General features: G+C 47.5%; 24 protein-coding genes, 1 tRNA gene and 1 riboswitch. Of the genes, 17 read left to right on the top strand and 8 right to left on the bottom strand.

Annotated elements, in window-relative coordinates; translation table 11 throughout:
- Positions 1-8: 8 nt before the first annotated feature.
- Positions 9-117: riboswitch (TPP riboswitch) on the bottom strand.
- A 46-nt stretch (positions 118-163) separates the two neighbouring features.
- The 4 genes from CP950_RS04770 to CP950_RS04755 all read right to left on the bottom strand — a co-directional run bounded on the left by CP950_RS04770 (position 164) and on the right by CP950_RS04755 (position 3,964).
- On the bottom strand, positions 164-1,012 hold the full coding sequence (locus tag CP950_RS04770) for an NUDIX hydrolase (protein WP_096672865.1): 849 nt from the start codon (positions 1,010-1,012) through the stop codon (positions 164-166).
- A gap of 185 nt (positions 1,013-1,197) precedes the next feature.
- Positions 1,198-1,272: transfer RNA gene (locus CP950_RS04765), tRNA-Arg, on the bottom strand.
- A gap of 213 nt (positions 1,273-1,485) precedes the next feature.
- Entirely contained in the window at positions 1,486-2,655 is a 1,170-nt protein-coding gene (locus CP950_RS04760) for an MFS transporter (RefSeq protein ID WP_096673091.1), read from the bottom strand.
- 88 nt (positions 2,656-2,743) lie between these two features.
- Positions 2,744-3,964 carry a CaiB/BaiF CoA transferase family protein gene (locus CP950_RS04755; RefSeq protein WP_096672863.1) on the bottom strand — a complete coding sequence of 407 codons (1,221 nt, stop codon included), beginning with the start codon at positions 3,962-3,964 and terminating at the stop codon, positions 2,744-2,746.
- Positions 3,965-4,041: 77 nt separating this feature from the next.
- Between CP950_RS04755 and CP950_RS04750 the strand changes: the two genes are divergently transcribed.
- Together CP950_RS04750 and parC are read left to right on the top strand one after the other, a co-directional pair.
- On the top strand, positions 4,042-6,030 hold the full coding sequence (locus tag CP950_RS04750) for a DNA topoisomerase IV subunit B (protein ID WP_096672861.1): 1,989 nt from the start codon (positions 4,042-4,044) through the stop codon (positions 6,028-6,030).
- Positions 6,031-6,095: 65 nt separating this feature from the next.
- Positions 6,096-8,465 carry a DNA topoisomerase IV subunit A gene (gene parC, locus CP950_RS04745; protein WP_243391926.1) on the top strand — a complete coding sequence of 790 codons (2,370 nt, stop codon included), beginning with the start codon at positions 6,096-6,098 and terminating at the stop codon, positions 8,463-8,465.
- Between the two features lie 10 nt (positions 8,466-8,475).
- Here the strand turns inward: parC and CP950_RS04740 are convergent, their stop codons facing one another.
- Positions 8,476-9,432 carry an XdhC family protein gene (locus CP950_RS04740; protein ID WP_096672859.1) on the bottom strand — a complete coding sequence of 319 codons (957 nt, stop codon included), beginning with the start codon at positions 9,430-9,432 and terminating at the stop codon, positions 8,476-8,478.
- Positions 9,433-9,492: 60 nt separating this feature from the next.
- On the opposite strand from CP950_RS04740, the gene CP950_RS04735 reads away from it, so the two are divergent.
- Complete coding sequence (locus CP950_RS04735; RefSeq protein ID WP_096673087.1) at positions 9,493-10,122, top strand: nucleotidyltransferase family protein; 630 nt, start codon at positions 9,493-9,495, stop codon at positions 10,120-10,122.
- Here CP950_RS04735 and CP950_RS04730 read toward each other — a convergent pair.
- Positions 10,119-10,577 (bottom strand): RidA family protein, encoded by a 459-nt coding sequence (locus CP950_RS04730; RefSeq protein ID WP_096672857.1) that lies wholly within the window; start codon positions 10,575-10,577, stop codon positions 10,119-10,121. The genes CP950_RS04735 and CP950_RS04730 overlap by 4 nt on opposite strands.
- A gap of 253 nt (positions 10,578-10,830) precedes the next feature.
- On the opposite strand from CP950_RS04730, the gene CP950_RS04725 reads away from it, so the two are divergent.
- The 6 genes from CP950_RS04725 to CP950_RS04700 are packed head-to-tail and all read left to right on the top strand — an operon-like array spanning position 10,831 to position 13,807.
- On the top strand, positions 10,831-11,151 hold the full coding sequence (locus CP950_RS04725) for a c-type cytochrome (protein ID WP_419185578.1): 321 nt from the start codon (positions 10,831-10,833) through the stop codon (positions 11,149-11,151).
- 23 nt (positions 11,152-11,174) lie between these two features.
- Positions 11,175-11,519 (top strand): c-type cytochrome, encoded by a 345-nt coding sequence (locus tag CP950_RS04720; protein ID WP_096672853.1) that lies wholly within the window; start codon positions 11,175-11,177, stop codon positions 11,517-11,519.
- 20 nt (positions 11,520-11,539) lie between these two features.
- Positions 11,540-12,004 (top strand): VOC family protein, encoded by a 465-nt coding sequence (locus tag CP950_RS04715; protein WP_096672851.1) that lies wholly within the window; start codon positions 11,540-11,542, stop codon positions 12,002-12,004.
- Between the two features lie 33 nt (positions 12,005-12,037).
- A complete protein-coding gene (gene tsaB / locus CP950_RS04710) occupies positions 12,038-12,763 on the top strand; it encodes a tRNA (adenosine(37)-N6)-threonylcarbamoyltransferase complex dimerization subunit type 1 TsaB (protein WP_096672849.1) in 726 nt (241 codons plus the stop codon).
- Positions 12,756-13,277 carry a ribosomal protein S18-alanine N-acetyltransferase gene (gene rimI / locus CP950_RS04705; RefSeq protein WP_096672847.1) on the top strand — a complete coding sequence of 174 codons (522 nt, stop codon included), beginning with the start codon at positions 12,756-12,758 and terminating at the stop codon, positions 13,275-13,277. Before tsaB ends, rimI begins: the two co-directional genes overlap by 8 nt.
- A complete protein-coding gene (locus CP950_RS04700; protein WP_096672845.1) occupies positions 13,274-13,807 on the top strand; it encodes a uracil-DNA glycosylase family protein in 534 nt (177 codons plus the stop codon). The genes rimI and CP950_RS04700 overlap by 4 nt, the downstream gene beginning before the upstream one ends.
- Positions 13,808-13,819: 12 nt before the next feature.
- Here CP950_RS04700 and lplT read toward each other — a convergent pair whose 3' ends face one another.
- Positions 13,820-15,139, bottom strand: a complete 1,320-nt coding sequence (gene lplT / locus CP950_RS04695) for a lysophospholipid transporter LplT (protein WP_096672843.1) — start codon at positions 15,137-15,139, stop codon at positions 13,820-13,822.
- A gap of 73 nt (positions 15,140-15,212) precedes the next feature.
- On the opposite strand from lplT, the gene alr reads away from it, so the two are divergent.
- The gene (gene alr, locus CP950_RS04690; protein ID WP_096672841.1) at positions 15,213-16,313 is read left to right on the top strand and encodes an alanine racemase; all 1,101 of its coding nucleotides are present in this window, start codon (positions 15,213-15,215) and stop codon (positions 16,311-16,313) included.
- 52 nt (positions 16,314-16,365) lie between these two features.
- Here alr and CP950_RS04685 read toward each other — a convergent pair whose 3' ends face one another.
- Positions 16,366-17,205, bottom strand: coding sequence for an outer membrane protein assembly factor BamD (locus CP950_RS04685; RefSeq protein ID WP_419185577.1), 840 nt, complete (start codon positions 17,203-17,205; stop codon positions 16,366-16,368).
- Positions 17,206-17,279: 74 nt separating this feature from the next.
- Between CP950_RS04685 and CP950_RS04680 the strand changes: the two genes are divergently transcribed.
- The 7 genes from CP950_RS04680 (at position 17,280) to CP950_RS04650 (ending at position 24,882) form a co-directional block, all read left to right on the top strand.
- Positions 17,280-18,317, top strand: a complete 1,038-nt coding sequence (locus tag CP950_RS04680; protein ID WP_096672837.1) for an RluA family pseudouridine synthase — start codon at positions 17,280-17,282, stop codon at positions 18,315-18,317.
- Positions 18,304-19,074 (top strand): peptidoglycan editing factor PgeF, encoded by a 771-nt coding sequence (pgeF, locus tag CP950_RS04675; RefSeq protein WP_096672835.1) that lies wholly within the window; start codon positions 18,304-18,306, stop codon positions 19,072-19,074. The genes CP950_RS04680 and pgeF overlap by 14 nt, the downstream gene beginning before the upstream one ends.
- A gap of 105 nt (positions 19,075-19,179) precedes the next feature.
- Positions 19,180-20,811 carry a class I poly(R)-hydroxyalkanoic acid synthase gene (gene phaC / locus CP950_RS04670; protein WP_096672833.1) on the top strand — a complete coding sequence of 544 codons (1,632 nt, stop codon included), beginning with the start codon at positions 19,180-19,182 and terminating at the stop codon, positions 20,809-20,811.
- A gap of 36 nt (positions 20,812-20,847) precedes the next feature.
- Complete coding sequence (locus CP950_RS04665) at positions 20,848-21,588, top strand: 3-ketoacyl-ACP reductase (RefSeq protein WP_096672831.1); 741 nt, start codon at positions 20,848-20,850, stop codon at positions 21,586-21,588.
- A 115-nt stretch (positions 21,589-21,703) separates the two neighbouring features.
- Complete coding sequence (gene phaR / locus CP950_RS04660; protein ID WP_096672829.1) at positions 21,704-22,264, top strand: polyhydroxyalkanoate synthesis repressor PhaR; 561 nt, start codon at positions 21,704-21,706, stop codon at positions 22,262-22,264.
- A 2-nt stretch (positions 22,265-22,266) separates the two neighbouring features.
- A complete protein-coding gene (gene rimO / locus CP950_RS04655; protein ID WP_096672827.1) occupies positions 22,267-23,625 on the top strand; it encodes a 30S ribosomal protein S12 methylthiotransferase RimO in 1,359 nt (452 codons plus the stop codon).
- 72 nt (positions 23,626-23,697) lie between these two features.
- Complete coding sequence (locus CP950_RS04650) at positions 23,698-24,882, top strand: acetyl-CoA C-acyltransferase family protein (protein WP_096672825.1); 1,185 nt, start codon at positions 23,698-23,700, stop codon at positions 24,880-24,882.
- The last annotated feature ends 17 nt before the right edge of the window (positions 24,883-24,899 follow it).

Below are 24,899 nucleotides of genomic sequence, written 5' to 3'. Positions count from 1 at the left end.
AACCGGGTGGCGGTTCTGATAAAACTCCCCACGCCAGCATTACCTGGATCGGGTTCTAGGGTCTTTCTCAGCTCCTCTAAGCAAACTGCGCTTGAGAGGGCACCCCCGTTTCATCCTTAGGGGTAATTTAACCACGAAATGATAGTGAAATCCTTGATCGGGCTTAAGTTCTTGCTTTTCGCAAGATAAAGTCCGCCATCACAATGGCAGCATCACTGGTAAATTCATCGGCCAATATGCGTGCAGCCGCTTCAGAAAGTGAGATTTCAATAAAGCCACTGACTTCTCCATCATGATTAGTTGGTATGAAATTCTCGGGCAGGGCTAAGTCGTATATATAGAGTTGCTCATCGTGGAAGCCTAATGACTGCAGTGGCCGACGCATGTGTATGCGACCTACGGGCTCAATTCTCTGCGAAAGGGGGTTAGGCACCCCCGCTTCCTCCCAAAGCTCACGATATGCACAGTTCCAGGGTGTTTCCTGTGCGGCAATACCGCCGGCAGCTAAGTTATCTAGTCGGCCCGGGTCAATCGATTTGCTCTGACTGCGCCTGCCAAGCCAAACTTTACCGGCTCTGGTGTGCCCATTGACATGAATTGCAGTGCTGCGTAAGCCAAAGGTTCTAAATGCAGCTCGTTCGAGCATGAAATAAGCGTGACCATTTTGATCAATCCAGGCGAATTGTTCTTGACGCCAGCCAGGGATCAAGCCCGCTTGTTGCATTTGCTCTGCCAAATTAGCCAAACTGTCAGAAATCTCAATGGGCTTAGCTGCATCAATCGAGAAGCGGTCAGAACTTAGGTGCAAAAGAGGCAGCGCGTGTTCTTGCAGGGTCTTATGGATAAATGGAATGAAATCCGGACTCAGATGTCCAACAACTTGGCCAGGAGATGCGCCACCAAAAAAATGCACTGGTAAAAAATCATGGGGTACCGACCTACTGGTGTTTTGTAGCATCTCTTCTAATGCCGCTAAGGTGCTGGTATTCAATGTGGTTTTGAGTGTATCCATGCGCCAAGTGTAAGAGAAAAAATCAGCGGCAATTTTTAATTTGTCAACAAATCTTTAGTTAAATTAAGAAGTCTTTGGCTTGCTTAATTATTAAGCAAGCTAGGTCCTTGTATACAAATCGGTAACTTACGAAAACTTTTGGCGTTTTATCCACAATACCTGTGGATAAGTTTTACAAAAGAGTTTGGTCCCGCCGACAGGAATCGAACCTGTATCCCACGCTTAGGAGGCATGTGCACTATCCATTGTGCTACGGCGAGAAACATAAAAAAATAGGCGTTGCGTTGATTATCAATGCAATTCACTATTTACCAGCCACACATGGTCCAGAATTGATTTGTCCACGACACCATCAGAGTGGGTAAAAAATAACTCATATAAACGATGGCCAGCAAACCGAGCATCAGAATATAAAAAAATGCCCGTAATAAGCTTGATTTCTTGATCTTATAAAAAAGTGCTTGACTCATTGCTTAAATGGTAACCGCATGACGAATTGCGCGTTCTTTGATTGGTAGGTTGACCATAAAAGCCACTACGCCTAAGGCAATTGCAATCTCCCAAACAAGCAAATAGGAACCGGTGCGATCGTAGAGATAGCCGCCAAAAAAAGCACCGCAGAAACTGCCTAACTGGTGCGAGAAAAATACTAAACCGGATAGCATGGAAAGATGCCTTACGCCAAAAATCTGCGCCACAATCGCATTTGTGAGTGGAATCGTGGAGAGCCATAAAAATCCCATGAGTGCAGCAAAGACGTAAGTGCTCATTGGGCTTAAGGGCAACCAAATAAAAGCCGCAATAGCAATGGACCTACTCAGATAGATGCCCGACAACAGAAGGCGTTTAGGAAAATGCTGCCCAAATATACCCGCACTGTAGGTGCCGAAGATATTAAATAGTCCAATCAAAGCTAATGCTGTGGTGGCCACTGTAGGTGAGGCTACTGCTGGATAGGTACTGGATAGATCCTTGAGATAGGGCGCCAAGTGAACCGCAATAAAAACCACCTGAAATCCACAGACGAAATACCCCAAGTTGAGTAAGCGAAAACTAGTATTAGTCCAAGCCTCTTTCGCTGCTTCAAGAGCAGTCTGATCGCCTAACTGATGTGTCTGTAGAAAATTCTTTTCCCTCAACATGAAGGCCGTAGGAATCATTAAGCTGGTCATCAGCGCAAGGATTAGTAGTGCATCTTGAGCGCCAAATCCGGAAATCAAACCTTGCTCTAGAGGGATCATTAAGAATTGCCCAAAGGAGCCTGCTGCCGCAGCGATACCCATAGACCAGACCCGTTTTTCAGGGGAAACATTTCTGCCGAGGATTCCGTAAATCACGCTATAAGTCGTAGCTGTTTGCGCAAGACCAATGAACAAGCCACCTGCAATCGTAAAACTGAGGACGTCAGTTGATAACGCCATCCCAATTAAACCGAGGATATACAGAACGGCACCGGTAAGCATAATTTTTAATGCGCCATACCGATCTGCCAATGCACCTGTGATGGGTTGTACTGCACCCCAAATCAAATTTTGTAAGGCAATGGTGAGGGCAAATGATTCTCTGCCCCAGCCATTGGCAGCAGTAATGGGTAGATTAAATAGTCCAAAGCCATGCCGTACCCCCATGGAAAGCGTCACCATGAGGCCGCCAAAAATAAGTATCTGCGTGAGCGAAAGTTTTTTTGACGTATTCAAGATATTAATTGGTGCTAATGGGTGCCAATAGTTACTAAACAATGCCTTGATTGCGTAAGACGGTGATGGTATTGCTATCTAAATGCAAACGCTCTTGTAAGATTTCATTCGTATGTTGTCCTAAGGTGGGCGGAGCTAGACGAACCTCGACTGGAGTTTCGGATAAGTGCATTGGGCTGGCAACTAAGGGCATGTTACCTGCGCTGGTGTGAGGTACGCTGAGCTTGACCCCGCGAGCCTGAACTTGTTCGTTTTCAAAAACTTCTTGCATATTGTTAATGGGGCCGCAGGGAACTCCAGCCTGCTCAAGCAGGACAATCCATTCCGCTTTGGTCTTCTTCAGAATCATTTCCTCAAGTAAGGGGATGAGGGTGTCACGATGTTGGACTCGCAAAGGGTTTTCAAGATAAAGGGGGTTGTCGGCTAATTCCGCTCGGCCACCTACCGTAACTAAATGACGAAATTGACTATTGTTTCCGGCGGCAACAATGATCCAGCCATCTGAAGTCGGAAAGGTTTGATACGGAACAATAATCGGGGAGGCGTTTCCGATACGCTGCGGAATTTTTTCTGAACAAAGATGGGCGCTCGCGATGTTCGCCATCATTGCAATCTGGGTATCGAGCAGTGCTAAATCGATATATTGTCCTTGGCCTGTGCGGTCTCGGTGAATTACTGCCGCCAGAATTGCGCTCGAGGCGTACATGCCGGTAAACAAATCCGCAATAGCAACACCCGCTTTTTGTGGACTGGAGCCAGCAAAATCTGCATGCTCACCGGTAACGCTCATAAATCCACCCATGCCCTGAACAATATAGTCATAGCCAGGTCGGTGCGCATAAGGGCCGGTTTGGCCAAAGCCGGTAATTGAGCAGTAGATGAGGTCAGGCTTTACCTTTTTTAGGCTTTCATAGTCCAAGCCGTATTTCGCCAACTGACCTACTTTATAGTTTTCTACGACTACATCAGACTCTGCGGCAAGTTGGCGAACGAGGTCTTGACCTTCTGGCCTACTGATGTCTACGGTAATAGAGCGTTTATTGCGGTTGATGCAAATAAAATAGGCAGATTCGGCGGTGTCATTGCCCTGAGCATCCTTTGCAAATGGAGGCCCCCAATGGCGGGTATCGTCTCCCTCGCCGGGTTTTTCTACTTTGATGACATCTGCACCTAGATCAGCCAGATTTTGCGTGCACCAAGGGCCTGCAAGCACGCGGCTCAGATCCAACACGCGAATATGACTAAGGGATCCCATTGATTAATTTTGGCATGAAAGCAGGGTAATTCAGGAAAATTCAGGATTTACTTCAGATATGACTACAATTTGCGCGCATGGCTACACGTAAAACTTCCGAATACAGCGAATCATCGATTCAGGTCCTCAAAGGACTCGAACCAGTCCGTCAGCGGCCTGGAATGTACACCCGCACCGACAATCCTCTTCATATCATCCAAGAAGTCTTGGATAACGCCTCGGATGAGGCTTTGGGAGGTTATGGCAAGCACATTACTGTGACCTTGCATGCGGACAGTAGTGTCAGTATTGAAGATGACGGGCGTGGAATTCCAGTGGGTATGCATCCTACGGAGAAATTGCCTGTAGTCGAGATCGTCTTTACCCAACTACATGCTGGCGGTAAATTTGAAAAGGGCACGGGCGGCGCCTATGCATTCTCAGGCGGCTTACATGGAGTAGGCGTATCCGTCACGAATGCCTTATCCAAGCGCCTGGAAGTGACTGTATGGCGCGAAAGCAAGGTCTCCACCTTGACTTTTGCAGATGGCAGGGTGATTGAGAAGCTCAAAACCATTGCGGCAACTAAGGATGATAAGTCCCATGGAACCCGCGTACGGGCTTGGCCAGATGGCAAGTATTTTGACAGCGCCGCTATCCCAATGCCCGAGCTGATCCGTTTATTGCGCTCTAAAGCAGTGCTTTTGCCTGGCGTAAAAGTAACGCTGATTCAAGAAAAGTCAGGCGATAGTCAGACTTGGCAATACGCGCAAGGTTTACGCGGTTATCTCAATGAAGCGATTGCGCAAGCCGGACACGGCGCTGAAGTGATTCCCCCGTTTGAGGGCGAGCAATATGCCACCGGTAATGGCGATGATGATTCATTTGCTGAAGGAGAGGGCGCGGCCTGGGTAGTGGCATGGACTGAAGATGGTCCACCAGTGCGTGAGAGTTACGTAAATCTGATTCCGACACCAGCGGGCGGCACCCATGAAAGCGGTTTGCGCGAGGGCCTGTTTAACGCTGTCAAAGGGTTTATCGAAATGCATGCCTTGCAACCTAAGGGCGTGAAGTTAATGCCCGAGGATGTTTTTGCGAGAGCCTCTTTTATTCTGTCTGCTAAGGTATTGGATCCCCAATTTCAAGGGCAAATTAAAGAGCGCTTGAACTCACGTGATGCAGTGCGCTTAGTTTCTGGCTACGCTAAATCTGCCCTTGAGCTTTGGCTGAATGAGCACGTGGATTACGGCCGTAAATTGGCTGACTTGGTAATTAAGCAGGCTCAAGCTCGGACCCGTGCAGGTCAAAAAGTTGAGAAGAAAAAATCTTCAGGCGTTGCGGTTCTCCCTGGCAAGCTTACCGATTGTGAGAGTGAAGACATTGCCTTAAATGAAATTTTCCTCGTTGAGGGTGATTCAGCTGGTGGCTCGGCAAAGATGGGTCGCAATAAAGAATATCAAGCCATTCTGCCCTTGCGCGGTAAGGTCTTAAATACTTGGGAAGCCGAGCGCGATCGCTTATTTGCCAATAACGAAGTGCACGACATCGCCGTAGCAATCGGCGTGGATCCCCATGGCGCTAATGACACTCCCGATTTATCCAATCTGCGATATGGCAAGGTATGTATCTTGTCAGATGCTGATGTGGATGGCGCACACATTCAGGTGTTGTTATTAACCTTGTTTTATAAGCATTTTCCTAAGCTCATTGAACTAGGGCATATTCATATTTCACGGCCACCATTGTTTAGGGTAGATGCGCCAGCACGTGGCAAGAAACCAGCGCAAAAAATCTATGCACTTGATGCCAGTGAGCTGCAAGCGATCGAAGATAAGTTGCGCAAGGATGGCGTTAAAGAGTCGGCCTGGCAAATCTCCCGCTTCAAAGGCTTGGGCGAGATGAGTGCAGAGCAGTTATGGGACACCACACTTAATCCAGATACTCGCCGCTTATTGCCGGTGACTTTAGGCTCTTGGACCGAGCTTGAAACAATTAAAACGATGGATATGCTGATGGGTAAATCGGAATCCGGTGCGCGGCGCGATTGGTTGGAAGAACGCGGAAATGAAGTTGAGGCAGATATTTAATGACGACTAAAAAAACACCCGGCGATGAGATGAATTCTGAGCAGGCGGATTTATTTGCCAGCGCCATGGATGAAAATGAAGGCAAGATTGTTGTCAGTGATGATGGCGGATCTAAAGGGCCACACGATCCTAAAACAGTCGATTTGAATGAAGATGATAAAGACAGCTTGACCCTGGCAGTCTATGCCGAGCGAGCTTATTTGGATTACGCCATTAGCGTTGTTAAGGGCCGCGCCTTGCCCGACGTTGCTGATGGACAAAAACCTGTACAGCGCCGCATTCTGTTCTCTATGAGTGAGATGGGGCTGCGTGCTGATGCTAAGCCCGTGAAGAGTGCGCGCGTTGTTGGCGATGTGCTTGGTAAGTTTCACCCGCACGGCGACCAGTCGGCTTATGATGCTTTAGTGCGCTTGGCTCAAAGTTTTTCACTGCGCTATCCACTTATTGATGGCCAAGGAAACTTTGGCTCACGTGACGGCGATGGTGCTGCGGCCATGCGCTACACCGAGGCACGTTTAACCAAAATCGCTAGCTTGTTAATGAGTGAAATTGACGAAGGCACAGTCGACTTTGCTCCTAACTATGATGGATCTTTTCAGGAGCCTAAGTTATTACCGGCTCGCTTACCCTTTGTTTTGTTAAACGGTGCATCGGGTATTGCGGTGGGAATGGCCACAGAAATTCCATCACACAATCTGCGTGAAGTGGCAGGCGCTGCCATTGCTTTAATGAAGTCACCGAAGATGACTACGGCTGAGCTGTTGGAAATTATGCCCGGTCCTGATTATCCAGGCGGTGGCCAGATTATTTCGACAGCCGCAGAAATTGCCCAAATTTACGAAGCAGGCAGAGGAAGTCTGAAGGTTCGCGCTCGTTGGTCTGTGGAGGAGTTGGCTCGAGGTCAGTGGCAAATCATTGTCAATGAATTACCGCCAGCAACTTCGTCGCAAAAAGTTTTGCAGGAAATTGAAGAAATTACGAATCCAAAGATTCGCATCGGCAAAAAAACACTTACTCCCGAGCAGAGTAACCTTAAATCAGCCATGCTGAATGTATTGGATGGCGTGCGTGATGAATCCAGTAAAGATGCAGCCGTGCGTTTGGTTTTTGAGCCAAAGAGTAAGAATATCGATGTTAATGAGTTTGTTAACTTGCTCTTAGCGCACACCTCTTTGGAGTCCAATGCGCCAATGAACTTGGTAATGATTGGAAATGACGGACGCCCGCGTCAAAAAGGCTTAAAGGATATTATTTCCGAGTGGATTCATTTTCGGGTTGGTACTGTAACTCGTCGTACTCAGCACCGCTTGACCAAGGTCAAAGACCGGATGCACATTTTGGAAGGAAGATTAATTGTTCTTCTCAACATTGATCAGGTAATCAAAATTATTCGCAATAGTGATGAGCCTAAAGTGGATCTCATCAACGCCTTTAAATTAAGTGATCGCCAAGCTGAAGACATTTTAGATATTCGTTTGCGTCAATTAGCCCGCCTCGAAGGTATTAAGATTGAGCAAGAGCTAAAAGCGTTACAAGCAGAGCGCGATGATTTAGAAGGCTTATTACAAAGCGATACGATTTTACGCAAGCGCATCATTAAAGAAATCGAAGCCGACATGAAGGAGTTTGGTGACGAGCGTCGTACCTTGATCCTCGAGGAAAAACGGGCTGTCGCAGAAACAAAAGTGATTGATGAGCCAGTGACCGTCATCGTCTCGCAAAAAGGCTGGGTGCGGGTACGCCAAGGCCATGAGCATGATGCGAGTCAGTTTGCGTTTAAAGCAGGCGACGCTTTATACGAAACCTTTGAATGCCGCACAGTGGATGTGATGCAAGGGTTTGGCAGTGATGGTCGCGTCTACACCGTTCCTGTCAGTGATCTGCCTGGCGCCAGAGGGGACGGCTCTCCTTTAACTAGCTTTGTGAACTTGGCTTCCGGATCGCAAATGGTCGCCTACTATGCTGGTCAAGCGGATGACCTAGTGTTAATTTCTACTAGGGCAGGCAATGGTTTTCTGGCAAACGTAGCGGATATGACTACGCGCAATAAGGCTGGTAAATCCTTTGTTGGTGTCGATAGTAAATTCCCTGGCGGCGATGCGCCTCTGGGGGCCGCTAAAGTGGTAGTCGGGATGAAGCAGGTTGCCTGCCTATCGGAGAGCGCCAAGTTATTGGTCTTTCCATTAGATGAGCTTAAGCGTCTGCCTACTGGCGGCAAGGGTGTAATCTTGATGGGCCTTGACGACAAAGAAAAACTCTTATCGGCCATTGCCGTTGGATCTGATGGTGCAACTTATTCCGGTTCAGGTCGCGCGGGCAAGCCCACCGAGCTTAATCTTGATGCCAAGACCTTAAAGTCTTTTGCTGGCAATCGCGCTCGTAAAGGACATTTTGTCGAGCCACGTCTTAAGGATGGCAAGCTTAAAGCCAACTAGGTTGTTTGGATCAACCCTTTTTGGGAACAGAAGCGCCGTACTTAACGGCGATGACTTCCGCCAAGATCGAAATGGCGATCTCTGGCGGAGTCAAGGCGCCAATATTTAATCCTACCGGCCCATGCAAACGCTCAACTTGTTCTGGTGTTACATCAAACTCAAGTAAACGCTCCTTACGCTTGATCGTATTGACTCTGCTCCCGAGAGCGCCAACATAAAAAGCGGGGGACTTTAATGCCTCCATTAAGGCCATATCGTCCAGCTTAGGGTCATGTGTCAAGGCGACTACCGCCGTATGGGCATCGACTTTAATATCTAACAACACATCATCTGGCATCGCTTTAAAAAACTGCACCTGTTCGAGATTAATGCCCTCTGCATACTCTTCTCGGGGGTCAATCACAATCACTTCAAAGTCTGCAGCGAGCGCAAATTCTGCTGTGTAAATAGACAGTTGCCCGGCACCAATGATCACCATGCGCCAGCGTGGACCATAGAAGGTTCTCATGATCTCGTCGTCACAATAAAAGAGGTCAGCGTCATTGCGTTCTATACGTGATTTGCCAGTACCAAGGTTGACGATGCGCGAGGTCGTTTCATGATGGGTAATTGCGTGCAACAGCTCTTCCAAGATTGCGCGCTCTGGATGGGGCTCTACCAGTAGTCTGAGGGTTCCTCCGCAAGGCAAACCAAAGCGCGCTGCCTCTTGTTGACTTACGCCATAAACCACCATTTCAGGTATAGCTTTTGAAAGAATTTCTGATTGCACACGCCGGATGAGGTCATCCTCCACGCATCCACCAGAGACCGATCCCGCAACTTGACCATCCTCACGAATCGCCAGCCATGAACCCACAGGTCTTGGGGCCGAGCCCCAGGTTTGCACTACCGTGGCAATGGCAACGCGATGACCGGTTTTGAGCCAACTTACGGCAGTCTTTAACACACTTAAATCAGCGCTATTCATTCTGGATCTTCAATTCTCGTTATTCTTGGATGTCTTACAGACCACATTATTATGACCTTAATGACAACTCATAGCTTACGACTTGCCGTTTTGCTGTTGGCTGCTGGTCAAGGCAGTCGCCTTGGCTCGGTGCCAAAATCCCTGCTTAAAAAGGATGGTAAATCTCTACTCAGAAGATTTTGCAATGTGGTGGAGTCCTTTAAGCCCCTAGAGTTTCTGGTCGTGACAGGGTTTCATGCGGAGCAAATTGAAGAAGAGTTAGCGCAGATGCAGGTAGAGGCGTCACTTGAGATTCGCGCAGTGAGAAACTCTAGCCACGTAAATGACCAAGCCAGTTCGGTTCGCTTAGGGCTCGAAAGTTTACAAAGCGACTTTGATGTTCTGCTGGTCGCTTTGTCAGACCAGCCCTTAATAGGGGCGAGCGAGATAGCCGAGCTTCTAGAGGATTTCGCCAAACGAACTGCGACAGAAGAAATCATCTTGCCACTCGTAGATGGCCAGCGGGGCAATCCCGTCTTGTTTTCCAGGGCAGTGATCGAGCGTATCTTAAAGATTCCCAAGATGGTGTGCCGCCCCTATATGGACGAGCATTCAAGCCTTGTCAGGATCTTACATTCCAGTAATGCGGCATACATTATCGATATTGATACACCCGAAGACCTGTCTAAACAGGGTCTATCTTTGCCCTAAATTTCTGCAATCAATTCAATTTCAACGCATGCGCCAAGGGGTATCTGCGCAACGCCAAATGCACTACGAGCGTGTTTACCAGCTTCCCCAAACACTTCAACGAGCAATTCTGAGCAGCCATTAATGACAAGATGTTGTTCAGTAAATTCAGAGGTCGAGTTCACAAGCCCCATGACCTTAACGATGCGTTTTACTCGATCCAATGAGCCTAGATGGTTTTGTAGAGTGGCAATCAAATCAATAGCGATGGCATGAGCGGCCAATTTGCCAGTGGCCGTATCCATATCTAAACCTAACTTACCAGTCCAAGGTTTGCCATTTTGCTTGGCAATATGCCCTGAGAGAAATACCGTATTGCCGCTGGTGGCTGCCATGACGTACGAAGCCGCAGGCGGTCCAGGGGGCGGTAAGTCGATGCCTAGGGTTTTAAGGCGGGTAAGGATAGAGTCAGTCATTTTTTAAGCACTTTTTAATGTAAATCAGGAGGATAAGCCATTCAGAGGGGATGAAATCTAAATCAAATAGCGCTTCAGTACTGAAAAAAGGCCCACTTGTTTTAGCGTTTACACTTATTTTAGGGTCTGAGCAGGGTTTTAGGCTCGCTCGCTCCGCTATACTTTGCTCAAAATGTTCTAAATTGGATTTTTTACTACTATTTTTATGAAAAAACATACCCATTTTCTCCGTCAATTCGCCTTATTCGCCCTAATGGGCTCATCTGGCTTTGCTGCACAAGCTGCGGACATTCAAGGTTCAGCCCAAGCTGGCCAAAGTAAAGTTTGGTTATGTACTGGTTGCCACTCCATTCCAGACTATCGCGCTGACTATCCGATGGTGTACAGAGTTCCAATCATTGGCGGCCAAAACGGTGCTTACATCGTGACCGCTCTTACGGTATACAAAAAAGGCGAAAGAAAGCATCCCACGATGCGTTCCATTGCGTCGAATTTATCTGATCAGGATATGGCTGATATCGGTGAGTATTACGCTGCGCAAACTGCCAGCTCCCCAATTAACCCATTAAAGTAAAAGTAAGATTTAGAGGCCTATTTATGAAAGTCATCGTATTTACCGCTTTAGTTTTTTTATGCGCTAGTTTCGCAAACGCGGCTAGCATTGAAAAAGGTCAGGCCTTGGTTGAGAAGGGCAATTGCGCTACTTGCCATGGCGCTGGTCTAAATGCACCTATCTTGCCGGCTTACCCGAAGTTGGCAGGCCAGCATCCTGACTACATCTACTATGCTCTGCGGGCTTACAAAGAGGGTAATGGCAATGCACTGTTTGGTCGCAACAATGCCGTGATGACTTCACAGGCTGCCACTTTATCTTTAGCGGATATGCAAGATATTGCCGCCTACATTGGTTCCTTGCCAGGAAACCTCGTTGTTAAAAAATAATGTATTGCTTAGTTTGATCTTTGGATAAGCCATTTAAGGTTCTGGGTCTTGCTCAGGTTGCCATTGGCGGCGAAGATAAAGCCCGTCTGCGCAATTTATGGATAAACTTGCTCGGCTTTGAGTTCCAGTCCAATTTTGTCTCGGTTGCCGAGAACGTGAATGAAGATATTTGCGTGATTGGTAAGGGCATTCATGAAATTGAGCTAGATTTAATGCAGCCGCTTGATCCGCTGAACAAACCTGCTGTGCATCTTCCCGCTTTAAATCATGTTGGTCTTTGGGTCGATGATTTACCCAAGGCCGTAGACTGGCTTTCAGCTCAGGGCATGCACTTTGCTCCAGGAGGTATTCGTAAGGGAGCGGCAGGACACGATATTGCATTTATTCACCCTAAGGGAAGCTCTGACTTTCCACTAAGTGGAGAAGGCGTATTGATTGAGTTAGTGCAAGCACCCGCTGAACTCATTGCCGGTCTTTGCAATTAAAACCCGCCTGTTACTCTTACAAAGGTATTTATAGTGTCCCGTATCTTGGCGATCGATACCTCTTCCTCATGGTGCTCTGTAGCCCTAGCTGTTGATGATCTGCCCCCTATGGTGCGTCATCAGCAAGTATCGGCTGGTGCAAGCCAACTGTTGTTGCCTTGGGTCAAAGAGTTGTTGAACATTGCCGCCATGGAATTGACTGACCTCGATGCGATTGCAATAGGTGTTGGCCCCGGCGCATTTACTGGAGTTCGACTGGGGGTTGCGGCAGCGCAGGGTTTAGCAACAGCCGCTCGGTTGCCGGTATTACCTGTTGCAAGCCTCGATTCTATTGCTGCAATGCTGGTGCAAAGCCCAGATTTTATTGCTGCAGACATTCAAGATTTTGCGATTGCGATTGATGCGCGGATGGATGAAATTTACTGGGCTAAATATCATCAAGATACGCTAGGATGGCCAACGCGTATTGACAATATCGCGCTCTGTGCCCCAGAAGAAATCCAGCTTGAAGGTATCGAGTATTTAGCCGGAAGTGCTTACCAAGAATTTGGTGAACGCTTGTTTTCAACAACAGCGAAAAGTCTGGCTCCTCATTTTATTGATCAGGAAATAGGCATTCATGCGCTAGGAGTTTTGGCCTGCGGTCAAGAGATGTGGCGCACAGGTTTGCAGCAAGATGTGCATTTGCTTGAGCCGCTTTATGTGAGGAACAAGGTGGCCTTCACTACCTTAGAGCGCAGTCAAAATAGCCATGTCTGAAATTAATACTATGACGGAGTTGGCTTTTGTTCCTATGAGCCCTGCAGATTTGGATGCAGTATGGGCAATCGAAGAAGTCTCGCATGTGCACCCTTGGACTAAGGGTAATCTTTCTGATTCATTAGCAGCCGGCCATTGGGCTTATTGCATTCGTCCACAAGTGGTTGCCGGTGGAGTGGCGGATGATTTGAGGCCGCAACTTTTGTGGGCCTATTGCATCTTGTTCCCTGCGGTTGATGAGTTGCACTTACTCAACATCACGGTGTTGCCTGCGCTGCGGCGGATGGGTATTGGCCGTCAGATGATGCAAACTATTGAAGAGGTGGTGCGCCAGCAAAATATGTCCCGAATTATTCTTGAGGTGAGGCCAAGCAACACCAGCGCCTTACAGCTCTATGAATCCATGGGTTATGACATCATTGGTACCCGCAAGCACTATTACCCAGTTGATCAGACTACTGGTACGCGGGAGGATGCCTTGGTGATGGCTAAATCGATTAAGCTAGAGTCATGAACAGAGAAATACATTCCGCATTTTTAAAAGAAATGGGTGTTACTGAATGGGCCCTGCGGGATGCGCCGGCCTTTACTGAGAGCACTCAAGTGGCGTTAGTTGAGGGGCCCAGTGTTTCCACCTCTGACAGCCCCCAGCCGAATATAACTGGCACTTGGTGGTTTTTTGGCAGCAAACCCCAAGCAGAAGCCGAAGCGCTCCTCTTGAACATCGTGCGCGTTCTTGGTTTAGACACATCAGCATGGGCATGGAAGTTGCCGACGGAATTGGTTAGCTCAAAAGACTTGCCTCAAGAAGGTGTTCCCATTGTTGCCATTGCCTTTGGTGAATCTGCGACCAAAAAGCTGAGTGGTGAACGTGACTCTTTAAATGAATTGCGCCAAACAGTATTGGAGATGGTTGGTGAGGGCGTTCAAGAGATTCCCTTAATCGCGACCTTTGATTTGCAGGAGTTGATTGCCAGGCCGCAAACAAAGGCATTATTTTGGCAGGATCTGCTTTTAGCAAAATCTGTACTGCAAAACAGCTAGACCCACCGATACTTAGTGCTTATGCTCACCGATGAGATGCATTGAGTCATACTCTGCTTGATTGGCTTGATGGCGCTTAATTACCAGCCACATAGTGAAGCCCACCACGAGCCCAAAGCCAATAATCACAAACTTGACTGGGATATCTAGCCAAATTAAGCCTGAATACACTGAGAGCATCACTAATACAGAAATATTCTCGTTAAAGTTTTGTACTGCAATGGAATGACCAGCCGACATGAGCACATGGCCACGGTGTTGCAGTAGGGCATTCATGGGCACCACGAAATACCCCGCAAACCAGCCAATTAAGATTAATAAAAAATAGGCGGGTAATAAATTAAGGGAGATGGAAAACTTCCCGATTGTGACGATGGGAATGTTTGGCAACATATCGGAGTTGTAGACTGCTAAGACGCAGATTAATAATCCCATCACGATGCCATAGGGAAGTACATTCAATGAGCTACGCAAGGGCACTCGCCAAGCGGCCCAAATGGCTCCTCCAGCTACACCGATAGCGGAAATTGCTTGCAAAATGGCGCCTTGGGATAAATTCATGTGCAGTGCCACTTGCGCCCACTTGATGACAATAAATTGCAAGGTGGCGCCAGCTCCCCAAAACAGAGTGGTTACCGCTAAAGAAATCTGACCAAGACGATCATCCCAAAGCGTTTTAAAGCAAACAGCGAAATCCTTGACTAATGCAATTGGATTTTTTTTCTGTGAGGCATAGCGCGCCCCTGTATCAGCAATGCGTAAATTGATAATGGATGCCAAGATATAAATAAACATGATGATCAAAACGGCCGATTGGGCAGGGGTCTCAATGCCCGTATCAATCACAGGAAAATCAAAGCTTAATAGGGATGTTGAGACGGTAGTGCTAATGAGGATGCCGCCGAGTACCGTGCCCATGATGATGGAGCCCACAGTCAAGCCTTCGATCCAACCATTAGCCGCTACCAATTTCTCTGGTGGGAGCAGTTCAGTCAAGATGCCGTATTTGGCTGGGGAATACGCGGCAGCTCCCAAGCCTACGATTGCGTACGCCAGCAAAGGATGGCAACCAGTAAGCATCACTGCGCAACCAATAAATTTAACGGTGTTAGTGATGAACATCACATTGCCTTTGGGCCTTGAATCGGCAAATGCGCCTACAAAGGCAGCCAGCAAAACATAAGACAATACGAAGAACAATTTGAGTAAAGGGGTCATCCAGGCCGGATCATTAAGTTGGGCCAGGAGGGCTATTGCTGCAATGAGCAATGCATTATCCGCAAGCGACGAAAAAAATTGCGCCGCCATAATGGTGTAAAAACTGCGGTTCATTCGTACAATCTAGTCATTAGCGTAATTAAAACATGAAAGGAAGCTTGTTTTGGATTCTTCAGCGAATCAATTAATGAATAGACCTATTTTGGCATCTATTCACACTGCAGCCTTTCGCCACAATTTGCGTCGAATTCGTGAACTAGCCCCGCAATCCAAAATTTGGTCTGTTATCAAGGCTAAAGCATACGGTCACACCCTAGAGGCGGCATTGGCTGGTTTGGAGTCTACTGACGGGTTTGCCATACTCGATATTCAAGACGCTCAATGGTTGCGAGCACATGGCTGGCAGGGGCGAATTCTGTTATTGGAAGGTATTTTTCAAAAAGAGGTGCTTTCTCTAGCGGAAGAGCTCAAATGTGATCTCGTGGTCCATTCAGAATTACAGGTTCAATGGCTAGAAGCCTACCAAGGTTCATCAGAGCACGGATTAAGCATTTTTCTTAAACTCAATTCTGGTATGAACCGTTTAGGGCTAAGGCCTACTGAATACAGGACAGCCTTTCATCGCTTACATGCTGCTGGTTATCGTATGCATCATATGACCCACTTCGCCAACGCAGATCGAGTCGATCGCCTCCCATCGGTCGGTGAGCAGATGGAATGTTTTCAGGAAGCCATTGCGGGATTGGAAGCTCCGACCTCTTTAGCAAATTCAGCGGCTATTCTTTGGCATCGCAATACTTTGGGAGACTGGATTCGCCCAGGCATTCTTCTTTATGGCGTTTCTCCAACGGGAATATACGCTGATATCGTTCGTTCTGACTTTCAAGCGGTCATGCATTTACGTAGCGAAATTATTGATATTCAAGAAATTAAAAAAGGCGAGCATATTGGATACGGTGGTCGTTATGAGGCGCCTGAGGATATGCGCATAGGCGTTGTCGCAGGTGGCTACGCTGATGGCTACCCGAGACATGCTGCAGATGGGACGCCCGTTTGGATTGAGGCGGCTGGGGACGATGGTGTAGGGGTAATTTGCCCTATTGCTGGTCAGGTTTCCATGGATATGATTACTGTAGACTTGCGAAATGCCCCTAATGCGAGGGTGGGTAGTCTTGTAGAGCTTTGGGGCAATGAGATACCAGTCGACGACGTGGCCCAAATGAGCGGTACGATCGGCTACGAGTTACTCTGTGCCTTGGCTTCCCGCGTTCCAGTAAAAGTGATTTAAGTGGGGTCTCGTTTTTTGCATTTTGAGCCCCGTCACCTTTTAATCTAATCCATTACTTATTCCAAAACTGCCACCACTTACGCTGTTTTACAAGGCGTTGACCAGTAGCCATCATTGGGCTATCAGGAAAATTAAGCTGAAGAACTCTTAGTGCATCAGCACTTAGGTCGGTCATGCCAAGCTTTTCATAGGATTTAACTAGCAAGTAGAGCGCCTCTTCAACAGCGGGTGCGCGATCGTAGTCGCGAATTACCAACTGCGCCCGATTGGCTGCCGCCAAGTAGGCACCGCGCTGATAATAAAAGCGCGCCAAAATGACGTCAGCTTCGGCGAGAGAATTGACAATATAGCGCATGCGATCCAAGGAGTCAGGCGCATATTTGCTATTGGGGAAGCGCTCAACAACGGTTTTAAATGATTCAAATGCTTCTTTAGCCGCTTTGGGGTCACGCTCACTTAAGTCCTGGCCAGTAAACTTTCCTAACCAACCCAGGTCATCATTAAAGGTAATTAGACCCTTGAGATAGTAGGCGTAATCTAAGCTTGGACTTCCTTGATGCAGTTTAATAAAGCGGTCAATGGCAACTAATGCTTGGGCTTGCTCTTGGGCTTTCCAATAGCAATAGGCCGCATTCATTTGCGCCTGTTGGGAGTAAGGCCCAAAAGGGAAGCGGGCCTCTAACTTATCAAAATACTTACCGCACTTGGCGAAATCTGCATCATTGAGTTTATCTGTTGCTTCGGAGTAGAGCTTGGTTTCAGACCAAATATCGGTATCGTCCTTTTTGCCATCGCTACCCGCACATCCCCCAAGAAGAAGGAGAGTAAGGCTGGCAAGGAGAATAAAAAGAAGAGATAGCGCTCTAAAAGAACGTGGGGTTTTTGCCGAGATTGATCCCGCTGGGGCTGCAAGCCTTAAACTGGCATCTGAATTCATTTCCGACATAATTAAAAGGCTCTTTAAGCGTGGCATTGCTGCAAACTCCCGATTCGAATCCCATTGATTATATCGATGAAGAGGACTTCATTGCCCTAGAAATTTCCCACGATGTCCAAGGCGAACGTTTGGACAAGATCTTGGCCGCAGCTTTGCCAGATTATTCCCGTAATCGTCTGAAAGCATGGGTAGAAGCTGGTGCTGTAACCGTAGACGGTAAAGTTACCAAGGCCCGCCATTTGCTCCGCGGCGGGGAGAGCGTGAAGGTTTTTCCCCAAGAAATGCCCGAACAATTCGCTTTTGAACCTGAAAATCTCCCTCTAGAGGTGGTTCATGCTGATGCTGACATCCTGGTGATCAATAAGCCACCCGGACTTGTAGTGCATCCAGCGGCAGGCAATTGGACAGGTACCTTACTAAATGCACTGTTATTTCATTATCCCGAGCTCAAGTTGTTACCAAGGGCTGGCATTGTGCATCGCTTGGATAAAGATACTTCAGGTTTGATGGTAGTAGCCCGCACTGCGCACGCCCAAACAGCCCTAGTGAGGCAACTACAAGATCATACGGTTGGACGCCGCTATTTAGCTTGGGTTTGGGGCGAGGCTCCGTCTCAAGGAAAGGTCTTGGCAACCGTTGGGCGCGATCAGCGCGACCGCCTCCGAATGGCAGCCGGATCAGCCCAAGGAAAGTCGGCGGCAACCTTATTTCGGCGCTTGGCTAAAGGTCAATTTAAGACAAGTCAAGTGACCTTGCTTGAATGCCGTTTGGAAACTGGGCGAACCCATCAAATTCGGGTTCACCTAGAATCACTCGGCTACCCCTTATTAGGTGACCAGGTGTATCGCAAAAAGACCCCAAGCTCTGCCAAGGAACTCCCTTTTGAACGTCAGGCCTTACATGCATATGCTCTGAGTCTGCAACATCCGGTTTCTCAAGAAACCTTGACTTGGTTTAGGTTGCCGCCTGATGATCTTCTCGCCCTCTTACTCCAAGTGGGTATGACAGAAGAGGATCTGCCCAAGGAGGCAGCACTTATGGCCTCTATTGCGAATGACCATCGCTGAATATCTAATCAGCCCCGACTGGCCAGCGTCAGACTCAGTTCATGCGCTAGTAACAACACGTCAAGGTGGCGTAAGTGCGGCGCCATTTTTCTCCTGTAATTTAGGCGATCATGTTGGCGATCGATTTGAGGATGTCATGGCAAATCGTGCGGCGCTTAAGGGGGTGCTACCAAGCCAACCGCTTTGGCTAAATCAAGTTCACGGCACCAAAGTCAGCACTCCGCAAGATCGTTTACTGACTGGGGGGAGCGCCATTGAAGCGGACGCTGCCGTCACCAATCTTCCAAATGAGGTGTTGGTGATCTTGTCTGCCGACTGCTTACCGGTTTTATTAACAAGTGCCGGTGGGCAAGTTATTGGGGTTGCTCATGCTGGTTGGCGCGGACTCTGCAAGGGTGTTTTAGAAAATACGGTTCAGTCAATGTTGTCACTCGATGTCAGTCTAAGTCCTGCAGATATCTCGGTCTGGTTGGGTCCAGCCATCGGGCCGAATGCTTTCGAGGTCGGTGAAGACGTGGTCGAAGCATTTCAAAAACAGAGCAAATCGTTGCCGGAAGAGGCTTTTAGACTAATCCCGAACGCATCCGGTAAATATTTGGCAAACCTGTATCTTTTAGCCCGCGAGCGCCTTAAACAAATGGGCGTAAACAGGATTGAAGGAGGTACATTTTGTACTTACAGCGATCCAAAGCACTTTTTTTCCTATCGGCGTGACGGGCAAACAGGGCGTTTTGCTTCCTTCCTTTGGCGTGACTAAGCTGGATTAAGTCCAGTTTCTTTTTTTATGAAGGCTAGGGTTAGTGCTTATAACTCTTAAAGCTATATAGCAGGAGAATGGCTATTAATATTTTAAGAGGGCGATATGTTTGCAGGAATGAATGCTGGTGCAACACCCTCTTTGGCGCCAGACCACATGGCTAAAATTCCTCCAGAACGTTTGGCGGAAATTCAACAAGAATACTTTGCCTCTGTGGCACACATTGCCACTAATCCGGAGGGTATCGTTTTAAAGGATCGCCGTTTCTCAGCTAAGGCTTGGAGCTCCTCATGGAGCAAGGTGATTGCGGCAATGTACCTAGCCAATTCAAAATATTTAATCGAATTGGCTAAGGCGGTGGATACCGATGAGAAGGCAAGGCAAAAAATTCTGTTCACTACCGAGCAGATGATTGATGCTTTATCACCTTCAAACTATATTGCGACAAATCCTGAAGTATTAGAAAGCATGATTAGCTCTCAAGGCCAGTCGATTCAAAATGGCATTGCCAATTTGCTTGGGGATATGAAAAAAGGGAAGGTGTCTCAAACTGATGAGAGCGCCTTCGAGGTGGGTAAGAATATCGCCACCAGTGAAGGCAAGGTAGTGTTCCGCTGCGAATTATTTGAACTGTTGCAGTACTCCCCGCTGACCGATACTGTATTTGAGCGCCCGTATTTGATGGTGCCCCCATGTATTAATAAGTACTACATCTTAGATCTGCAGCCAGACAACTCGATGGTGCGCTACATGGTAAGCCAAGGTCACACCGTCTTTTTGGTTTCCTGGAAGAACCCCGATATTGCTCTTTCTAAATTAAGTTGGGATGACTATGTAAGCGAGGGTGTTATCCAAGCGATTAAAGTTGCGCAAGCCATTGGTGGCACAGATCAAATCAACCTAATGGGTTTTTGTATCGGTGGAACTTTATCGGCCTGCGCATTAGCAGTCTTAGCGGCCCGCAAGCAAAATCCCGTTGCAAGCTTGACCTTATTGACCAGCTTGCTGGACTTTAGCAATACGGGGGTTCTAGGCATGTTTATCGATGAAGAGATGGTAAGCATGCAAGAGCAAAAGATCGGTGGCGATAAAGATCACTTTGGCGTGATGTCGGGTCTTGAGCTGAGCAACACCTTCTCTTTTTTAAGACCCAACGATCTCTTTTGGAATTACGTCGTTGAGGGCTATCTCAAAGGAAATTCTCCCCCACCATTTGATCTCTTGTACTGGAATGGGGATTCAACCAATCTTCCTGGGGCAATGTTCTGTTGGTACTTGCGACACACCTATTTACAAAATGATTTGGTTAAACCCGGAACGGTCACCATCTGCGGTGAAAAAATTGATCTCGGTAGCATTACCTGTCCTGCCTATATTTACGCCTCCCACGATGACCATATTGTTCCATGGCAGGCTGCCTATGAATCAACCCGTCTCTTAAAGGGCAAGAATCATTTTGTTTTGGGGGCGTCTGGCCATATTGCGGGCGTCATTAATCCACCCGCCAAAAATAAACGCTACTACTTTGAGAACAACCGCATTGGCAAAACGGCGGATGCTTGGTTAGCTGCTGCCAAAGAAGTTCCGGGTAGCTGGTGGACTAATTATTCAGCATGGCTTAAACAGTTTGGTGGTGCGCAAGTTTCCGCTCGCAAGAAATTAGGTAATACCCGTTACAAAGCATTAGAGGCAGCGCCAGGTCAGTACGTCAAAGAGAAGTTAACCCCAGTAATTTAATAGGCTAGATTTTTAGTCAAATATAAGGAAAATTCTATGTCACAAAAAATCGCGTATGTCACAGGTGGTATGGGTGGTATCGGTACTGCTATCTGTCAGCGACTATCTGCAGATGGCCATATTGTCATTGCGGGATGTGGCCCAAATTCTCCTCGCAAGGATCGATGGCTTGGTGAGCAAAAAGACCTTGGTTATGACTTTATTGCTTCAGAAGGAAACGTATCCGACTGGGATAGTACTGTAGCGGCCTTTGATAAAGTGAAAGCGCAAGTAGGGCGAGTGGATATTTTGGTCAACAATGCAGGCATTACTCGAGATAGCGTATTTCGGAAAATGACACCTGATGCATGGAAGGCGGTCATTGATACCAATCTCAACTCTTTGTTTAATGTCACCAAACAGGTCGTCGATGGCATGGCAGACAATGGCTGGGGCCGCATTATCAATATCTCTTCAGTGAATGGTCAGAAAGGCCAATTTGGTCAATCAAATTACTCAACTGCTAAAGCAGGGTTGCATGGTTTCACAATGGCTTTATCGCAAGAGTTGGCTTCTAAAGGGGTAACGGTGAATACAGTTTCCCCTGGGTACATCGGTACGGATATGGTGAAGGCGATTCGCGAAGATGTGTTGGAAAAAATCGTTGCTGGTATTCCGATTAAACGCCTTGGTAAGCCAGAGGAGATTGCCTCCATTTGCTGTTGGATTGCCTCAGAAGATGGTGGCTATGCTACTGGTGCCGATTTTTCCCTTAATGGCGGTTTGCACACAGGATAAGATCATCAGTAATCCATTTTTATTAACCCTGCCTGAAGTTTGCACTTCCAGGCTTAACTAGGGATACACTAGCAAGTTATTGCATTGCAATAGAGAAACTTAGGGATAAATCAATATGGCTACACGCGCAAAACGAACATCTGAAGTTCGACTTATTAAAAAGTATCCTAATCGCCGTCTGTATGACACGCAAACTAGTTCTTATGTCACGTTATCGGATATAAAGCAGTTGGTACTGAGCGGCGAGGTTTTTAGTGTGGTGGATGCCAAAACCGAAGATGACTTAACGCGTAATATTCTCTTGCAAATTATCTTGGAAGAAGAAGCGGGTGGAGCCCCCGTTTTTTCAACCCAAATGCTTTCACAAATTATTCGTTTTTACGGTAACTCGATGCAGGGGCTCATGGGAACCTATCTTGAGAAAACGATGCAGTCATTTGTGGATATCCACAATAAATTAGGTGACCAATCAAAAGGCATGGGTGCGGGTAGCAGTCCAGAAGCATGGTCTAAAATGATGAATCTTCAAAACCCCCTGATGCAAGGTTTGATGGGTAATTATCTCGATCAAAGCAAAGATTTGTTCGTCAAAATGCAAGAGAAAATGCAAGGATCGCAAAACTTGTTTACTAACTTCCCATTCACACCGCAATCAAATACAACTGAAAAAGAATAGTCGTGACTGGAAAAGTAGGGTTTGTATCCTTGGGTTGCCCCAAGGCGTTAGTAGATTCTGAACTCATTCTGACGCAGTTAAGTGCCGAGGGTTATGAGACTGCCAAAGATTATGCTGGTGCAGATTTAGTCGTGGTCAACACCTGCGGCTTTATTGACTCCGCTGTTGAAGAAAGTCTGGCAGCGATAGGCGAAGCATTGGCAGAAAATGGCAAAGTCATCGTCACTGGTTGTCTTGGTGCCCGTAAGAATGCCGACGGTACTGATTTGATTCAAAGCATTCACCCTAAGGTGCTTGCGGTTACAGGCCCACATGCTACGGCCGAGGTGATGCAAGCGATTCACCTACATCTTCCTAAGCCGCATGATCCATTTACGGACTTATTGCCACCCATTGGCGTCAAGCTTACCCCGAAACATTACGCTTACTTAAAGATATCTGAAGGCTGTAATCACCGCTGTACCTTCTGCATTATTCCAAGCATGCGGGGTGACTTAGTTTCTAGGCCTATTGGTGAAGTATTGCTAGAAGCCAAGAAATTATTCGAATCTGGCGTGAAGGAGTTGTTAGTCGTTTCTCAAGACACCAGTGCCTATGGGGTTGATATTCAATACCGCACTGGGTTTTGGGATGGCAGACCTGTAAAAACACGCTTGTTTGATTTAGTCAATGCACTCAATCAGATTGCTAGAGAGCATCAGGCTTGGGTCCGCTTGCACTACGTTTATCCTTATCCTCATGTGGATGACATTCTGCCTCTAATGGCGGAATTTAAAGATCATGGCTATGGTGTCTTGCCTTACTTAGATATCCCACTGCAGCATGCCCACCCCGATGTTCTTAAGCGGATGAAGCGCCCAGCGAGTGGTGAGAAAAATATCGAACGAATCTCCGCTTGGCGATCCGCCTGTCCTGACTTAGTGATTCGCAGTACCTTTATTGCTGGCTTTCCTGGTGAGACAGAAGAAGAATTTCAGTATTTACTTGATTTCTTGGATGAGGCGCAAATTGATCGCGCAGGATGCTTTGCCTATTCACCTGTGGAGGGTGCAAAAGCAAATGAACTCGACAATGCTGTCCCCGAGGCGATTCGTGAAGAGCGCCGCGCACGCTTTATGGCAAAAGCTGAGAAGATCTCGATTGAGCGTCTTTCAAAAAAAGTGGGCAAGAGGATGCATATTCTCATTGATCGCATGGATGAATCTGGCGGAATAGGGCGCTCCATTGCAGATGCCCCTGAAATTGATGGCTTAGTGAGGGTCTTACCAGCGACTAAACCCTCCAAACGCTATCGTGTTGGTGACTTTGTTCGCGCAGATATTATTGGCTCACAAGGTCATGATTTAATAGCAGAAACTTAATTCAATTTTTATCGGTACAGCAACAGTAGCATTAATAAACCAGTCTATATTGCTTCATCTAAGGAGAATAATATGAGTCGAGACGTCGTAGTACTAAGTGCAGTTCGATCGGCAATCGGTAGTTTTAACGGTGGCTTGAGTAGTTTGGAGCCCTGCGAATTGGGAGGCCTGGTCATGAAAGAGGCGGTGGCCCGCTCTGGTGTTGATGCCGCCTTGATTAATTTTGTTACTGTCGGCAATACCATTCCAACCGATAACCGCTATGCCTATGTAGCCCGTGTGGCGTCGATACAAGCTGGCCTGCCGATGGAATCGGTTGCTATGTCAGTCAATCGTTTATGTAGCTCGGGATTGCAAGCGATCGTAAGTACTGCGCAAGCAATTATGCTGGGTGACTGCGACTATGGAATAGGTGGCGGTGTTGAAGTGATGTCGCGTGGCATGTATGGCTCGCCAGCAATGCGAAATGGTGCTCGCATGGGCGACACCAAAATGCTAGACCTGATGGTCTCCATCTTGACCGACCCCTTTGGTGTTGGTCATATGGGCATCACCGCGGAAAACTTGGCCGAGAAGCACCAGCTGACTCGTGAAGCACAAGATGCCTTTGCGGTTGAGTCACACCGCCGAGCAGCCCACGCTATTAAAGAAGGTCGCTTTAAATCTCAAATTGTGCCTATTACGATTAAGACCCGTAAGGGTGATGTAGTGGTCGATACGGATGAGCATTGCAAGCCAGACACCACTATGGAAACCTTGGGCAAGATGAAGCCTGCATTCAAAAAAGAGGGTGGTACGGTAACCGCTGGAAATGCTTCAGGCATTAATGATGGCGCAGCATTTTTCGTGTTAGCCTCGGCTGAAGCCGCTGCCAAAGCTGGGCATAAGCCCATAGCACGTTTAGTTTCTTATGCTGTTGCTGGCGTGCCTAATCACATCATGGGCGAAGGTCCTATTCCTGCGACCAAACTTGCTTTAGAGCGCGCTGGCCTGAAATTAGAGCAAATGGATGTGATTGAATCCAATGAAGCCTTTGCAGCGCAAGCCATGACGGTCTCTAAAGTGCTTGGGCTTGATCCAGCAAAAACCAATGTGAATGGTGGCGCAATTGCGCTTGGTCATCCAATTGGTTGTTCTGGCGCCGCCATTGCTACTAAAGCGCTCCATGAACTGCAGCGAGTTGAAGGAAAGTACGCCTTAGTCACAATGTGTATTGGTGGTGGGCAGGGAATTGCCACCATTTTTGAGCGAATGTAATTTTGTTGAGACACTAC

The sequence above is a fragment of the Polynucleobacter meluiroseus genome, from assembly GCF_900205755.1.
GTDB lineage: Bacteria > Pseudomonadota > Gammaproteobacteria > Burkholderiales > Burkholderiaceae > Polynucleobacter > Polynucleobacter meluiroseus.
The sequence above is the reverse complement of the archived record's forward strand: the minus strand, read 5'-3'. Positions and strand labels throughout refer to the sequence as shown.